The following is a 14,203-nucleotide window of genomic DNA, read 5'->3' as shown; positions in this document are numbered from 1 at the left end:
CCAGGTTCGCAGCCTTCAGCTTGCCCGGCCAGCCGGCAGGCGAATGCTGAAGGTGGTCCCGGACACCGTATTCGAGCTGAGGGTGATTTCGCCGCCGTGGGCTTCGGCCAGTTCCCTGACGATGAACAACCCTAGCCCGACCGAGCGCACCGTGGCGTCCTGGTCGGTGGCGCGGGTCATCGGTTCGAACAGGCTCGGGATCAGGGCCTCGGGTATGCATGTGCCGTGGTTGTGCACGGCAATCACTGCCGCGTCACCTGCCAGGTCGGTGGTGATGGTGACCGGGTGAGTCATGTCGCCGTAGGCAACACTGTTTGCCACCAGGTTGCCGATCATCTGCTGCAGCCGGTCCGGGTCGATGTCTATCTGGCCGTACCCGCGGGAAAGGTGACGGATGCGGGCGTGGGCAAAGGCCAAGCGCAATTCGCTGATTGTCTGCTCCACCGTGTTTTTCAGGTCGGCGGGGCGGCTGCGGATGGTGATGCCCTGGCCGAGCCTTACCGAGGCGAAGTCGAGCAAATCGGCGATCATGCCCTCGGCGCGTTCGCAGGAGTGGCCGATGCTGCCAAGCAGGCGCCGCTCCCTGTCCCGCTGTTCGCTCTGTGCAAGCAGCTGCGCGGCCATCTTGATCGCGGTCAGCGGGTTTTTCAGGTCGTGGCTGGCAATTGCTACGGTCTGCTCGGCAAAGGCCGCCCGCCGCTGGGCGCTCTGGTAGGCGTCGGCCAGTTCGGCCTTGGCCTGCTGCAGGGCGACCTCGGCGGCTGTAGCCTGGGCCAGCAACGCCTCGGCGCGGCGCCGCGCGGCAAGCAGCTCACGCTCGTAGCGGTCACGCTCGTGGGTGCCAGACAAGGCCAGTTGGTAGAACACGCCTTCAGGATGTTCGCGCCGCACGCCGTTCAGCAGCATGGTGATGATGCGGCCGTCCTGGTGCAGCAAGTCGAGTTTCACTTCCGCCACTGCACCTTGCATCTTCATCAGCGGCGCCCAGTGGGTCTGGTGGTAGATACGCCCGCCCATGGTCAGCAGGTCCTGGAACCTATGTTGAAGCAAGCTTGCCGGGGCACGGCCCAACGCGTCGCAGAAGGTCTGGTTGGCACGCAGGATGGTGCCCGCTTCGCTGGTGATCACCAAGCCGCATGGCGCACCCTCGTACAGCTCATCGACACCAGGCAAGCCGCCGCCAGCGGTCATTGGCCAGCCGCCCAGGGCTGCAGAAAAGCATCCATCGCTTCCGAGCAGGCGGCAGGGGCACTCATGTGCGGGCAATGGCCGATATTCTCGATCAGGCACAGCCGGCTGTTGGGCAGCACGCCCTGCAGATATTCGCCCACCGCCATCGGCGCGATCAGGTCGTCGGTGGACTGCAGGATCAGCACCGGGGTCGGCAGGCCGTGGATGTCCTGGCGGTTGTCCGACAGGAAGGTGACCCGGGCAAATTGCCTGGCGATATCCGGGTCGGTGCGACAGAAGCTGTTGGTCAGTTCCTCGCTCAGCGCAGGCTGCCCCGGGGCGCCCATGATTACCGGAGCCATGGCGCTCGACCAGCCCAGGTAGTTGCTGTCGAGGGTGTCGAGCAGGGCGTGGATGTCGGCTTCCTTGAACCCGCCGGTGTAGTCGTCCGCGTCGATGTAACAGGGCGACGGGCCGACCATGACATGCGCTGCGATGCGCCCTGGCTGCTGGCGGTCTGCCAAGGCGCCAATCATTGCGCTGACTGAGTGCCCGACCAGTATTACCGGGCCCTCGGCAAATGCCGTGATGATTTCGTTCAGGTCTTCGGCGTAGCGACACAGCGAGTCATATTGCTCGCGGTCATAGGCCGCCAGGTCCGATCGCCCGGCGCCGACCAGGTCATAGGTGACCAGCCGGAACCGGCCCTGGAAGTGAGGCAGCAAAAACTGCCACATGGATTGGTCGCAGCCAAAACCGTGGGAAAACACAAGGGTTGCATTGCCGCTGCCAGCAACATGTACATTGTTACGCGAAGGCAAGTTCATGCGGGTTCCAGAGCTCAGCAGCGTCCATGACAGAATGGGCGATAGTGCCCATGTTCCAGGGCGGCTAGCAAGCTAGTGGGTTGTTACCTGCCAAGGTTTGTGCGGCGTTGCTGGTCAGAATAGGCCAACCATGAACACCTGCCAGGCGCCACGCTGGCTTGCGGGGGAGCACTGCGCCGCTCGGGCGGGCGGAGTGAACCATTCGCCAGGCGTTTCGCTCGATTTGAAAAACGAGCACAGGCAGCCTGGCATGAATGCGTTCACTGAACAGCTCACCCCCGAACAGCTCAGGCTCGAGGCCATCAACCGTTGGTTCTGCACGCTTGATGACCGTGCCCTGCGTTGTGCCTGCCCCAGCACCTACCACGAAGAGCTGTTGCGCCAGGCTGACGAGATGGACCGCCTGGGCCTTGTGGACTGGCGCGAATGGCGTGACCTGCGTCGGCTGGCTGACCGCTGGTACCTCAAGGCCATCGCTGGCGCTGATTACCCTCGCCGCTGAAGGCTGTGCAACAACTGGTTGCGCGAAGGCTATGCGGTTACGGGGTGATTGGCGCGCCGGGCAACTGTCATAGATCCACGGGAGTGAACTACCGTCGACTGGGCCGCGTCCCCCGAATGAATGCCTCTGTAACCAGCATTCGCCCGTCAGCTGCTTTGAGGACGCAACCATGGAAAACACCGATCAAAGCTCTACCTCTCCCCCCGACAGCACTCAGGACCACCTGCACGCCATCACCGATGAAGCCGGCGCACTGCTTGGCGAAGCCCGGCAAAAGGGCAGCGAGCAATACGAGCACTACCGCGACAATGCCGCCGACCAGCTTGATTCGCTGAAGGAAGGCGCCCGCTCGGCCGCCCAAGCGCTGGAAGGCCACGACAGTCTCGGCCTTTCGCAGTACCTGGCCCAGGCGGCAGACTGCATGGGCAGTTTTGCCGAGCAAGTTCGCCATGAGAGCGCCGAAAGCCTGCTGCAGCGTGGGGTCAGGCTGGCGCGGGATAACCCGGCGGTGTTCCTGGCCGCAAGCGTGGCGATCGGCTTTGCCGTCTCGCGCTTCTTGCGCGCCAGTGCCGACCACGCCCAGGGCGCCGGCGTAGCGGCTGCGGGTGCCAGCGAGTCTCGGCATCCTCTGCCACCCACGCCGGATCGGGCGAGCGATGTATCTACTCGCGAGCCCTTTACCCCCGTCGACCCGATAGGGCCGGGTGCCGGCACGCCCGTCAGCGGCAGCCCGTTCGAGCGTGACCCGCTCAAAGGAGGCGAATGATGAACAAAGATCCCTTTCATACCACCCCAGGGCTGCATACACCGGAAGAAGACCCAGTGGGTGTGGGTGGCTTGGTGCGCCAGTTGATGCGTGAGGTGCCCGACCTTTTCACCAAGGAACTGGCCCTGGCCAAGGCCGAACTGCAGCAAAACCTGAACGCGCTGAAAGCCGGTACAGCGGCAGTGGCGGCTGGCGCGATCGTGGTGCTGGCGGGTTTTGTCATCCTGCTGCTGGCCGCCGTGTATGCCCTGGCGCTGGTGTTGCAGCCCTGGCTGGCTGCCCTGATCGTGGGGGCCGTCACGGTGGTGATCGGTTTCATCATGCTGCAGGCGGGCAAGAAACAGTTCCAGCCCACCCACCTTGCTCCTGATCGTGCCTTGCACGCCATGCAACAGGACAAGGAAACGCTGAAGAGGAAACTGCCATGACCACCTCCTTCGAACACGAAGCGCACAAGGACCCTGACCTGCTCGAACAGGAAATCAACGCCAAGCGCGAGCACATCAGTGACCTGGTTGACGCGCTGGAGCAGCGCTTGAGCCCCGGCCAGCTGGTCGACAAGGTGCTGGCCTATGCCAAGGGCAACGGCGGCGAGTTCTGTCACAACCTGGGCCTCACCCTCAAGAACAATCCGGTCCCGGCGACCCTCACGGTGTTGGGTCTGGCTTGGCTGGGGCTCAATCAGAACCGGCCTTTCAACCCAGGGCCGGCCCATCACGGGCCAGGTCTTGGGGAAAAGCTGGGGGAGGCGGTCGACTCGGTCAAAGACGCCTTCGCCCATGCTGGGGAGGCGGTGCACGATGCCGGCCAGAAGGTGCGCATGAAGGCGCATGACGCGCGCGACCGGGCCAGTGAGCTTGGCCATGGCGCCCGTGAGTCGATGGGTGAGTCTGCCGATACACTGCGCAGTTCCGCGCACAAGGTCGGGGACCAGGCGACTGCGCTGAAAGGCCAGTTCGAACACTTGCTTGAAGAGCAGCCGCTGGTGTTGGCGGCGCTGGGCATTGCCCTGGGAGCGGCGCTGGGCGCGGCCCTACCCGGCACCCGAAAGGAAGACCAGCTCATGGGCAGCACCAGTGACCGCTTGACGGACACGCTCAAGGCCAAGGGCGGCGAGGTGAAGGCGTCGGTCGAGCAATCGCTTCATCAGGCCACCGACAAGCCACCGACCCAGGCGGTTGGCGCGGGCGGCGTGCGTGAAGGTAGCGACCTTTCCTCGGGGTTGGGTTTTACCCCGTGACTCGACAGCGACTGAGCTGCCGGCCTCTTCGCATGCGGCGAAGGGGCCGGCCGACATGGCTGTTATCAGCCCATGGGCACGCCGGGCAAATGGGTCAGGCGCCTGTTTCCTGCGACAAGCGCTTCAGCAGCGCCTGAGCTACCGCTTCAGAGGAGGCAGGGTTCTGGCCGGTGATCAGGTGGCCATCCTCGACCACATGACTCGCCCAGTCTGCGGCCTTGGAATATTCACCACCATGGTCCTTGAGCATGTCTTCCACCAGGAAGGGCACCACGTCGGTCAGCCCGACAGCGTCTTCTTCACTGTTGGCAAAGCCGGTTACCCGCTTGCCTTTGACCACCGGGTGGCCGTCCGGCGCCTTGACGTGCTTGAACACGCCCGGCGCGTGGCATACCGCGGCGATCGGCTTGTTGGAGGCATAAAACGCCTCCAGCAAGGCTTTGGAGTCGTTGTCCTCTGCTAGGTCCCACAATGGCCCATGACCTCCTGGATAGAACACGGCATCGAAGTCGTACGGGTCGATTTCCCCCAGTGGTACGGTGTCGGCCAGGGCCATCTGCCCTTCGGTATCGCTGGCGAAGCGCCGGGTAGCATCGGTCTGGGCATCGGCTTCATCGCTTTTAGGGTCCAGTGGCGGCTGGCCGCCTTTGGGGGACGCGAGTGTGACATCGGCGTTGGCGTCGATGAACACGTAATAGGGGGCGGCGAATTCTTCCAGCCAGAAGCCGGTTTTCTTGCCGGTATTACCCAGTTGATCGTGAGACGTGAGCACCATCAGGATCTTTTTCATGCAAGGCTGTCCTCTGGATGTGAATGGGCAGTGCGCGACGCGCCCTGCATTATTGTCGGAGGGCAGCGCGCCGCAACCGTTCCATGCCGATTTCGGCGTGCTCGCGAAAATCAATCAGGAGTTGGCACGGAAATAGCTGTATGTGCTGCGACAGGCATACCCTGCCGGTCACTTCCCACCCACCCTCCACCGAAAAGAATAAAGGGGGCTGCATGAGTTGTCTGATTTGCGCGGGACAGGCTGAAACTGTCGAATGCCCCAGTGGTTGGGAAGAGCGGCGCTGTTCCCGGTGCGGATGTTACCGAATGTCTCAAGCGCTCATCCTGGTGATGATGGAAGAGGGGCAGATTTTCGATACCGAGCGTATGCGCCAGTGGCTGGCAACCCGGTCTGACCAGGGATCGATACCCTCAATTGACCAGTCCCAGGCCATATTGGCGATTTGAGCCGCGGGCGCCAGTCGTCCTCTTCGGCAGCCTGCTTCTTCACACCGGCACGCTGGCCGCCTTGAGCTGGCGCAGGACAAAGCACGATACCGAATGGCGCAAGCCCGGGATCTTGTAGAGCTTCTCTCGCAGCAGGCGCTCGTAGTCACGCGTATCGCGTACTGCCAGGCGCAGGAAGTAATCGTATTCACCCGACACCAGGTACGCCTCGATCACCTCGGGTATTTCCGCTAGCGCCTTCTCGAACTTGTGCAGCACTTCGTCACCGTGCTGGTCCAGGGTCACCATCACGATCAAGCCCTCGCCATAGCCGAGCCCGGCCATGTCGATACGTGCCTGGTAGCCCTGGATGATGCCGGCTTCTTCCATTCGTTTTATGCGTTGCCAGCACGGGCTTGACGACAGGCCGACCTGCTTGCCGATTTCCTGCAGGCTGGCACGGCCATCGCGGCTCAGCACCTGAAGAATCCTGCGGTCCATGTCATCCAGGTTATTTTTTTGCATATTCGGTGTTTCTCGAAAAATATTGCTGAATTCTAGGCGCAATCCCGAACGATTCGAAAGCACTTTTTGCGAGATGGCATAGACAATAAACGTCACTCCCGAAACCACGACAGGTCAGGGCACGGCCAGCTATGCAATGCACGTGGCCGCGTCGACTGGGCTTCAAAAGGAAATGCCATGCAACAGGTCAAGTACGAAATGCCGGAAGCACAAACCAGCCTCGAGTTCATTCTTGAACAGGTTATTTATGGGACCGAGGTGGTGATTGTGCGTCAGGGTGTGGAGATTGCCCGGATTACTGCCATGGAAGGGCTTCGGGAGCGCGGTACTACTTTGATGGGCAGCCCTTATGAATTGAGGTGAGAGGCGGGTGCTGGATGCGTTGGGGGCGCGTCAGGGCTTATAGGGGCTTGCCGCAGCATTTGTCGCGCCTGTCAGCGCTGATGCAATCCTCGTTACCCCCATTCCCGACGGAACGCCACCCCCCAGAGAGCGTCGAACAAACATACAAATACTCCCCCAGGACGGTCGCCCAGATGACGTTCATCGTATGGTTCGCCATGCTCGGTGCGGTACTGCTCCTGCTCGCGCTGTCTTCTTCGTACCTGCGCTGGATACCCGTCACGACGTCTGTCGTCTGTCTGGCCCTGGGCATCGGCCTGGGCCCGTCCGGCGTGAGCCTTCTGCACCTGGACATCGCCCAGGCCAGTGGCTGGATGGAGCACCTGACGGAAGTGGCAGTGTTGTTCTCGCTATTCGTAAGCGGGCTCAAACTGCGCCTGCCATTGCGCAGCCGCAGATGGTGGACAGCGTTTTTCCTGGCTGGCCCGGTCATGGTCATCTGTATCGTCGGGGTCAGCCTGGTCGCCCATTTCGGCCTGCACCTCGGCTGGGGCATGTCGGTGCTGGTCGGCGCCATTCTCGCCCCCACCGATCCGGTACTTGCGACACTTGTGCAAGTCGCTGATGCCCAGGATTACGACCCTGTCCGGTTCAGCCTTTCGGGGGAAGCGGGGCTCAACGATGGGGTGGCATTCCCGTTTGTCATCCTCGGCCTGCTACTGATGCAGGCAACAGACCCTGCGCAATGGCTGGGCGGCTGGCTGATCAAGGATGTCGCCTGGGCTGTCGTGGCTGGCATCGCATGCGGGTACTGGATGGGCCGGGGCTTGGGCAAACTGACCTTGTACCTGCGAATCCAGCATGAAGACAGTACGGTTTCGCCAAACGATTACCTGGCGCTCGCCCTTATTGCCCTGGCCTATGTGGTGTCGGAGATCATCCACGGGTATGGATTCCTGGCGGTTTTTGCAGCGGGCCTGGGGCTACGGCAAGCAGAAGTGCATTCGTCTGCAACGCCAAACGAACCGGCAGAGCATCTGGTTCAGCCCGTGGTTGGCCATCAGCACGTCGCACCCGAGCATGCCGTCAAGGGTGACGTGCAGGCACTGGAAGATTCGCAAATTGCTGCAGGGATCATGCTGGGGGACATGCTTGCCTTCGGCAGCCTGGTCGAGCGGGCGATGGAAGTGTTCCTGGTTACCCTGCTAGGCGTGGTATTGCTGGAGCACTGGGACTGGCGGGCGTTGATCGTCGCCGGGGCGCTGTTTTTGATCATTCGCCCGGCAGCCGTCATGCTGGTGCCATGGCGCACGGGTGCAAGCCTGGCGCAGCGCGGGCTGCTGGGGTGGTTCGGGATTCGCGGAATAGGCAGCTTCTACTACTTGTTCTACGCGATCAACCATGGGCTGCTACCCGCAGCGGCGCCCCAGGTTACCAACCTGGTGTTGTCCGCCGTGGCGCTCAGCATCCTTGTGCATGGGTTGACGGTGCAGCCGATTCTTGCGCGTTACAAGTCGAGCAACCCAAAAGATGAATAGGCCTGGATCAACCCAAGCGGTCTCGATCAGGGAGCAATTTGCTGATCAGCTGTGCAAGGTCTGCAATGGTCCATGGCTTGGGCAGGAACACTGCATTTGCCGGGAGCGCATTCACTGGCACAACGGCGTGGCCCGAGGTCAATATCACGGGCACTTCCGGCCATCTTGTCCAGATCTCCCGTGCCAGATCCAGACCGTCCAGCGCGCCAGGCATGTGGATATCGGTAAAAACCAGTGCGGCATGCAGGCCCTCTGACAACAAACATAACGCCTCGTCTGCATTTGCGCAGACTGTGACCTGCTGGGCGTACAGTGACGTGAGGCTCTCGGCAGTGAGGTCTCTGAGCAGATCGTCGTCTTCTACTATCAGGATGTGGCCGCGCATAGGATTACCCGCTTCTCATAAGCGTTAGGGCACGCGCATATTTCATCGTTGCCCCTGCCCGATGAGTGGCGGTATACGCGTGAGCCTTGAAAACAGCTATCGTTGCTGGGCGAGAAGCGAAGCGCTTTGATTGGCGCGTCAAGGGCACAACGGGTGCCAATGAATATCTGGACGAAAAGACTATGCAGCAGCTTCCACCGGACGAAACGATCCGCGCGGCTTTGAAACGGTCGCATGAGCGGCTCCACCGCCAACATGAACTGGTGGTCGACTTCGCCGTGATGTCCCTCAAGGCTGCGGACCTCGACGCGTTGCTGACCCAAGCGTGCGTGGTGGTGGCCGAAGGCATGAAGACTCGCTTCGCGAAGGTGCTGCAGCCGCTGCCGGACGGCGAAGCATTTGTGTTGTCGCACGGTGTGGGCTGGGACCAATCCGACATAGGGCGTGCCACGGTCGGCTGGGACGTGGCCAGCCCGGCGGGATATGCACTGGCCACTTACCGGCCGGTACTGTCCAACCATCTGGGCACGGAAGACCGCTTTCGCACTCCTGAGCTGTTGAAGAAATACGGGATCGAGCGCGCCATCAACGTTCCGATCCGCGGCGCACTCAGTCCCTTTGGCGTACTTGAGGCGGACAGCAGCAATGGCGACGACTTCGTCGAGAGCGACTTGGTATTCCTGGAAGGCATATCCAACGTCATCTCCATGGCGGTCGAACGCATAACGGCTGGCGTCGAGGCGCCGCGGCCCGACCCCTATTCGGAGACCATACTCAACGCAAGTCCCGACTGCGTGAAGATTCTCTCGGCCAGTGGCGAGATCGAGTTCATGAACGAGGCCGGCCTGACGTTCCTGCACCTGGCCTCAACGGCAGACGTGCAAGGCCAGCGTTGGCCCGATCTCTGGCCTGAGGCGTCAAGGCCGTTGGTGTCGGAAGCCCTGGCCAAAGTGGCAACCGGCGATACCGCACGGTTCGAGGCGTACGGTCCGACTGCACCAGATGAGCCGAAATGGTGGGATGTGACGGTGGCGCCGATTGTGGGCGCGGATGGCGAGATCGAAAAACTCATTGCGGTGTCGCGGGACATCACCGAGCGCCACCGTTACGAGGCTGAACTGCTGTCGTTGATCGAGGTGCAGAACAGCCGGCAAAGCAGAAGCGAGCTTTACCTGGAGGAAATCCACCATCGGGTCAAGAACAGCCTTCACCTGGTGAACACGCTGCTGTTGCTGCAAGCCAACCTGACTACCGATGAAGCGGTGAGGCTGCAACTGGAAACGGCAGCAGGGCGCGTGGTTACCATCGCCAGCGTTCATGAGCGACTGTACCAGAATGCCGAAGAACAGCAGGTGCTGGCCTCGGACTATCTGCATGCCTTGCTGGTTGACCTGGGCAAAGCGCTGGCCGAGCGCAAGATCGTGCTGCAAGCAGACAACTTTATCCTGCCCCCGGAGAGGATCGCTCCGCTGGGCCTGGTGATTTCCGAACTCATCACCAACGCGTTGAAATATGGCAAGGGCACCGTCGAGGTCCTCGTAGAGCACGCGGGCGATCACGCGCTGCTGACCGTCATGGACGAAGGTGAGGGGTTCCCAGCTACCTACCCGAAACCGACAGGCACGGGCCTTGGCATGCGCCTGGTGAAGAGTTATTCGGGGTATGGCAGTGCAGCGGTAACCGTGGACCGGCATGAAGGCAAAAGCTGTATCCACGTGCGTTTCAAGCTTTGAGGTGATACCCGTCGGTTGGCGCTGAAAGCGGCCTGTTTCGATGGTCGATTTGCCATCGGGGGCACCCGAATGCGTGTTATCCAGGCATCTCGGGCACTCAGAGGTTGTCGTCTGTATGGTAGTAGGGTTGCTACAGGCCTTGCCTCCGATGTCAGGATCTCTTATGCGTCCATCAAAAAGCTATCGAACGGTGCCAAGTCGAGCTTGCGACTATTTTCCCCCGCTTGAGCACCATTAGCCGGGCGGGCAGGTCAAGGATGACATCGGCGACCGACCGGGTATCCACGAGTATCAGATCTGCGTCATTGCCCGGTGCCAGCCCATAGTTTTTCAGCCCAAGGGCTCTTGCGGGGTTGGTCGTGAGCATGGGGAGTACCGTGGCCTGGTCATCTGCTCCACCCAAGTGGCAGGCAGGTAGCGCCAATTGGGCAATATTCAGCAAGTCGCCTGTGCCGTACGGGGTGAACGCGTTGCGTATATTGTTCGTGGCCAGGCACACATTCACGCCGCCGTCACGCAACGCACGCACCGGCGCAAGCGAGCGGCGCACGTTATGGCTGTCGCCCCGGGCGCCGAGGTGCAAGTCGGTGGCCGGCAAGCACATCACGCTGATTCCCGCATCGCGGATCAGGCTGATAATGTCGGCCCGCCGTTCCGGTGCCACGGCGCCCAGGCTGGTCAGGTGACCTACACAGACGCGGCCCTGGTAGCCTTCCTTGAGGGTTTTGCGTGCGAGATATTCAATACTCATGTTATCTGCGGAATCGGCAAAATCCTGGTGAAAATCAATATCCTTGCCGAACTGCCTGGCAAGGTTGAACACATGGTCGATGTGCTCGTGCGGCGAACTGTCGTTGTAGGGGATGCCGCCGACGACATCGGCGCCTTTTTCCATGGCCGTGACCATCATCTGCTGCATGCCCGGTAGCTTCAGTATCCCTTCCTGGGGAAAGGCCACGACCTGTATATCAATCACTTCACGAAACTTTTTACGCAGCTCCAGCACAACGTCAAACCCGGTAAAGCCTTGCGTCGGGTCAAATTCGGCGTGCGCGCGTACATGGGTGGTGCCGGCCTGCACGAGTGACCGCAGTACTTGAGTCGAGCGCTCGAAAATATCTTCCTGGGTCAGCGTGGGCTTGAGTTCGGCCGTGACCGCTATCGCTTCCTTCAGGGTGCCGGAGCGATTGGCCTTGCGCTGCATGACATGGGCTTTTTCCAGATGCAGGTGCCCTTCGACGAAGGCCGGCATCAGTACATTTCCGTTACCCTGGACTTCCTGCTTCGCAGGCAGGGTGATGGCTGGGGAAATGCAGGCGATCTTGCCCTTGTCTATGGCGACATCCATGGTTGGCTGTCCGTCGGTGATGCGGACATTGCGAAAGATCAGATCCATTACATGTGCTCCTCAGCTTGAGTCCTGTTGACGATCAACCGTTGGAGCAACCATTGCCCATGGCCCGGTACTCGAGAATATGCCTGCGGCCATTGGAGTCTTCGTAGGTCATGCGTGCGGGCACTACCTCGCAAACCTCGGGCAATTGGCTGATCGATATGACTCTTGCGATATCCAGGGCTTGCGAGTAGCTGTACTGTTCCACCTGCACGTCATCGCTGGGCAGCGGTTCTGCGCCTGATGCCGCAGCGCACAGGCTACTGAGCACTACCAACAACAAAGCTTTCATTTTCAAATTCCTGTTCACGTGTTCGTCCTGCCAGGCACTTTTCGCATCGACAGGGATACAGTGGCGCTTGATGGCCCGGCGCCGTATGCAGACGCCGGGACACTTGAGGCGTTAGAACGGCTTGGTCGGCAGGTACTTGCCATCCAGGGTAATCACCGCGCGAGATCCGCCTTCCGGATCTTCGACTTTCTTGATATCCAGCTTGAAGTTGATGGCACTGATGATGCCGTCACCGAACTTCTCGTGGACCAGCGCCTTCAGCGTGGTGCCGTACACTTGCAGCATCTCGTAGAAACGGTAAACGGTCGGGTCGGTCGGCACGCCGTTCTCGATGCTGCCGCGCATCGGCACGGTCTGCAGCAGTGCCACGGCATCCGCATCCAGGCCGAGTGTTTCGCCCACCACGCTGGCGGCAGGCTTGGGCAGTGGGTGCTGGCCCAGCAGCGCTGCGGTGACGAACGCTTCGGAGAGGCCGGTGCCCTCGGTGATCTGGGCGAACGACAGGTCTTTGCGGGCTTTGGCCAAGAGAATGACTTCGGTCAGGGCAAGGCGCGAATGTTGGCTGGTTTGCGACTGGATCATGGTGTTGTCTCCTAGGGTAAAAAACGGGTTCAGGCAGATTGCTTCAGTTGATAGGGGGCGGCGCGTGCACCGGGGTTATCCACCAGCGGGGCGAACTTGCCGGTGTTGATGTCGAACGCATCCATACGGCCGCTCTCGATGTCATAGACCCAGCCATGCAGGGCGATGCGGCCCTCTTCAAGGGCCAAACGTACCGAGGGGTGGGTGCGCAGGTTGACCAGCTGGGCGATCACGTTCTCGCGGACCATGGCGTCGACACGGCTGTGATGGTCCTTGTGCTCACGTGCTTCATTCACTACCCGAGCCGAGTCGGCGTAGCGCAACCAGCCGGCTACTGCGGGCATGTGATCCAGGCACTTGCAGGTGGCAATGGCGGTCATGGCGCCGCAATCGGAGTGCCCACAGATCACGATGTCGGAGACCTGCAGGGCAGCGACGGCGTACTCGACCGAGGCTGATACGCCCCCTGGCTCAGGGCCGTAGGGCGGCACGATGTTGCCGGCGTTGCGAATGACGAACAGGTCGCCCGGCTCGCGCTGCGTGACCAGTTCCGGCACCAGCCGGCTGTCGGAGCAGGAGATGAACAGCGCCCGTGGGCTTTGCTGGTTGGCCAGGCCCTTGAACAGGTTGGCGCGTTCCGGAAAGGCGTTGCGTTGAAACTTCAGAAAACCGTCGATGATGTCTTTCATGGTGATTCCTCTGGGTCGCGATGCGATGGAGCAGAGGTTACGGCGCTGCTTACATAAGGTAAAAGTCTCAATTATGATGCTGCTCATCGGATAATCTTATGGGTAGTGGCATGCTTGCTCGACACATCAAGTACTTCCTCGCGGTGGCGCAACACCACAGCTTCACCAAGGCGGCTGCAGCGCTGCACGTCTCCCAACCCGCCCTGTCGCAGCAGGTCCGGCAACTGGAGGAAAGCCTCGGGGCGCAGCTATTTGACCGATCGGGGCGTACCACGCGCCTGACGGACGCCGGGGAAGTCTATTTGCGCTATGCGCGCCGGGCCTCGCAGGAGCTGGAAGAAGGCAAGCGGGCGATCCATGACGTGGGCGATCTGAGCCGGGGTTCACTCAGGGTTGCGATAACCCCAACGTTCACCACCTACCTGGTCGGGCCGGTGGTCGAGGCGTTCTACAGCCGATATCCGAATATCACGCTGAACCTGCGGGAAATCGCCCAGGAACAGATGCAGGCGCAGCTGCTGGCCGACGAGCTTGATGTGGGCATCGCGTTCGATGACGGGCACGCGGAGGACATCGACACCCTGCCGCTGCTGGTAGAAGCACTCGCCCTGGTGGTCGGGGGCAACCACCCGCTGGCGGGGCAGCATGCTATCGACCCCGATGCCCTGAGCGGCGAATCGCTGATCCTGCTCAGTGCGGAGTTTGCCACCCGCGAGCAGATCGACCGCTACTGCCGCCAGCACGGCATTACCCCACGTGTGCGCATGGAGGCCAATGTGATTGGTGCTGTCATCGAAGTGGTCCGCAGGACGACGCTCTCGACGTTGTTGCCTGCCACCATCGCACGTGCGCACGAAGGCCTGTTTGCCCTCGAGCTCGGCCCGCAGCGGCTGCAGCGTACTGCGGTGTTGATGCAGCGCAAGGGGGCCTACCAGACATCAGCCGCTCGGGCCTTTATCGAACTGGCGACAGATATCGCCGCCCAGCTGCAAAGCAGATGAAGC

17 protein-coding genes are annotated in these 14,203 nt (G+C 61.3%); 8 read left to right on the top strand and 9 right to left on the bottom strand.

Annotation, left to right across the window (positions count from 1 at the left end; genetic code table 11):
- Positions 1-15: 15 nt before the first annotated feature.
- Together AC5O5I_RS16625 and AC5O5I_RS16620 are read right to left on the bottom strand one after the other, a co-directional pair.
- Positions 16-1,191, bottom strand: a complete 1,176-nt coding sequence (locus AC5O5I_RS16625; RefSeq protein WP_172285648.1) for a PAS domain-containing sensor histidine kinase — start codon at positions 1,189-1,191, stop codon at positions 16-18.
- A complete protein-coding gene (locus AC5O5I_RS16620; protein ID WP_172285647.1) occupies positions 1,188-1,997 on the bottom strand; it encodes an alpha/beta fold hydrolase in 810 nt (269 codons plus the stop codon). Before AC5O5I_RS16620 ends, AC5O5I_RS16625 begins: the two co-directional genes overlap by 4 nt.
- A gap of 250 nt (positions 1,998-2,247) precedes the next feature.
- Here AC5O5I_RS16620 and AC5O5I_RS16615 point away from each other — a divergent pair, with 250 nt between their 5' ends.
- The 4 genes from AC5O5I_RS16615 (at position 2,248) to AC5O5I_RS16600 (ending at position 4,505) form a co-directional block, all read left to right on the top strand.
- Positions 2,248-2,499, top strand: coding sequence for a hypothetical protein (locus tag AC5O5I_RS16615; RefSeq protein WP_494511179.1), 252 nt, complete (start codon positions 2,248-2,250; stop codon positions 2,497-2,499).
- 169 nt (positions 2,500-2,668) lie between these two features.
- A complete protein-coding gene (locus AC5O5I_RS16610; protein ID WP_494511178.1) occupies positions 2,669-3,265 on the top strand; it encodes a hypothetical protein in 597 nt (198 codons plus the stop codon).
- Positions 3,265-3,693, top strand: coding sequence for a phage holin family protein (locus tag AC5O5I_RS16605; protein ID WP_172222003.1), 429 nt, complete (start codon positions 3,265-3,267; stop codon positions 3,691-3,693). The genes AC5O5I_RS16610 and AC5O5I_RS16605 overlap by 1 nt, the downstream gene beginning before the upstream one ends.
- A complete protein-coding gene (locus AC5O5I_RS16600) occupies positions 3,690-4,505 on the top strand; it encodes a DUF3618 domain-containing protein (protein ID WP_494511177.1) in 816 nt (271 codons plus the stop codon). Before AC5O5I_RS16605 ends, AC5O5I_RS16600 begins: the two co-directional genes overlap by 4 nt.
- A 94-nt stretch (positions 4,506-4,599) precedes the next feature.
- Here the strand turns inward: AC5O5I_RS16600 and AC5O5I_RS16595 are convergent, their stop codons facing one another.
- Together AC5O5I_RS16595 and AC5O5I_RS16590 are read right to left on the bottom strand one after the other, a co-directional pair.
- A complete protein-coding gene (locus AC5O5I_RS16595; RefSeq protein ID WP_172222009.1) occupies positions 4,600-5,295 on the bottom strand; it encodes a type 1 glutamine amidotransferase domain-containing protein in 696 nt (231 codons plus the stop codon).
- Positions 5,296-5,780: 485 nt separating this feature from the next.
- The gene (locus tag AC5O5I_RS16590; protein ID WP_172222012.1) at positions 5,781-6,245 is read right to left on the bottom strand and encodes an Lrp/AsnC family transcriptional regulator; all 465 of its coding nucleotides are present in this window, start codon (positions 6,243-6,245) and stop codon (positions 5,781-5,783) included.
- A gap of 177 nt (positions 6,246-6,422) precedes the next feature.
- Between AC5O5I_RS16590 and AC5O5I_RS16585 the strand changes: the two genes are divergently transcribed.
- Both AC5O5I_RS16585 and AC5O5I_RS16580 read left to right on the top strand, forming a co-directional pair.
- Positions 6,423-6,608 carry a hypothetical protein gene (locus AC5O5I_RS16585; RefSeq protein ID WP_172222015.1) on the top strand — a complete coding sequence of 62 codons (186 nt, stop codon included), beginning with the start codon at positions 6,423-6,425 and terminating at the stop codon, positions 6,606-6,608.
- A gap of 173 nt (positions 6,609-6,781) precedes the next feature.
- Positions 6,782-8,125 carry a cation:proton antiporter gene (locus AC5O5I_RS16580; protein WP_172285645.1) on the top strand — a complete coding sequence of 448 codons (1,344 nt, stop codon included), beginning with the start codon at positions 6,782-6,784 and terminating at the stop codon, positions 8,123-8,125.
- 7 nt (positions 8,126-8,132) lie between these two features.
- Here AC5O5I_RS16580 and AC5O5I_RS16575 read toward each other — a convergent pair whose 3' ends face one another.
- Positions 8,133-8,510, bottom strand: a complete 378-nt coding sequence (locus AC5O5I_RS16575; RefSeq protein WP_494511176.1) for a response regulator — start codon at positions 8,508-8,510, stop codon at positions 8,133-8,135.
- Positions 8,511-8,692: 182 nt separating this feature from the next.
- On the opposite strand from AC5O5I_RS16575, the gene AC5O5I_RS16570 reads away from it, so the two are divergent.
- Positions 8,693-10,243, top strand: coding sequence for a sensor histidine kinase (locus AC5O5I_RS16570; protein ID WP_494512769.1), 1,551 nt, complete (start codon positions 8,693-8,695; stop codon positions 10,241-10,243).
- Between the two features lie 172 nt (positions 10,244-10,415).
- Here the strand turns inward: AC5O5I_RS16570 and AC5O5I_RS16565 are convergent, their stop codons facing one another.
- The 4 genes from AC5O5I_RS16565 to AC5O5I_RS16550 all read right to left on the bottom strand — a co-directional run bounded on the left by AC5O5I_RS16565 (position 10,416) and on the right by AC5O5I_RS16550 (position 13,199).
- On the bottom strand, positions 10,416-11,639 hold the full coding sequence (locus tag AC5O5I_RS16565; protein WP_494511175.1) for an amidohydrolase family protein: 1,224 nt from the start codon (positions 11,637-11,639) through the stop codon (positions 10,416-10,418).
- A 34-nt stretch (positions 11,640-11,673) separates the two neighbouring features.
- Positions 11,674-11,928 carry a DUF2790 domain-containing protein gene (locus AC5O5I_RS16560; RefSeq protein WP_172231383.1) on the bottom strand — a complete coding sequence of 85 codons (255 nt, stop codon included), beginning with the start codon at positions 11,926-11,928 and terminating at the stop codon, positions 11,674-11,676.
- A gap of 111 nt (positions 11,929-12,039) precedes the next feature.
- Complete coding sequence (gene cynS / locus AC5O5I_RS16555) at positions 12,040-12,510, bottom strand: cyanase (RefSeq protein ID WP_172285642.1); 471 nt, start codon at positions 12,508-12,510, stop codon at positions 12,040-12,042.
- A gap of 29 nt (positions 12,511-12,539) precedes the next feature.
- Positions 12,540-13,199 carry a carbonic anhydrase gene (locus tag AC5O5I_RS16550; RefSeq protein WP_172232904.1) on the bottom strand — a complete coding sequence of 220 codons (660 nt, stop codon included), beginning with the start codon at positions 13,197-13,199 and terminating at the stop codon, positions 12,540-12,542.
- A 110-nt stretch (positions 13,200-13,309) separates the two neighbouring features.
- On the opposite strand from AC5O5I_RS16550, the gene cynR reads away from it, so the two are divergent.
- Positions 13,310-14,200 (top strand): transcriptional regulator CynR, encoded by an 891-nt coding sequence (gene cynR, locus AC5O5I_RS16545; RefSeq protein WP_172232901.1) that lies wholly within the window; start codon positions 13,310-13,312, stop codon positions 14,198-14,200.
- Positions 14,201-14,203 lie beyond the last annotated feature (3 nt).

The organism is Pseudomonas sp. 9_2_1, assembly GCF_059295275.1.
This window is presented reverse-complemented; position numbering and strand designations above follow the sequence as displayed.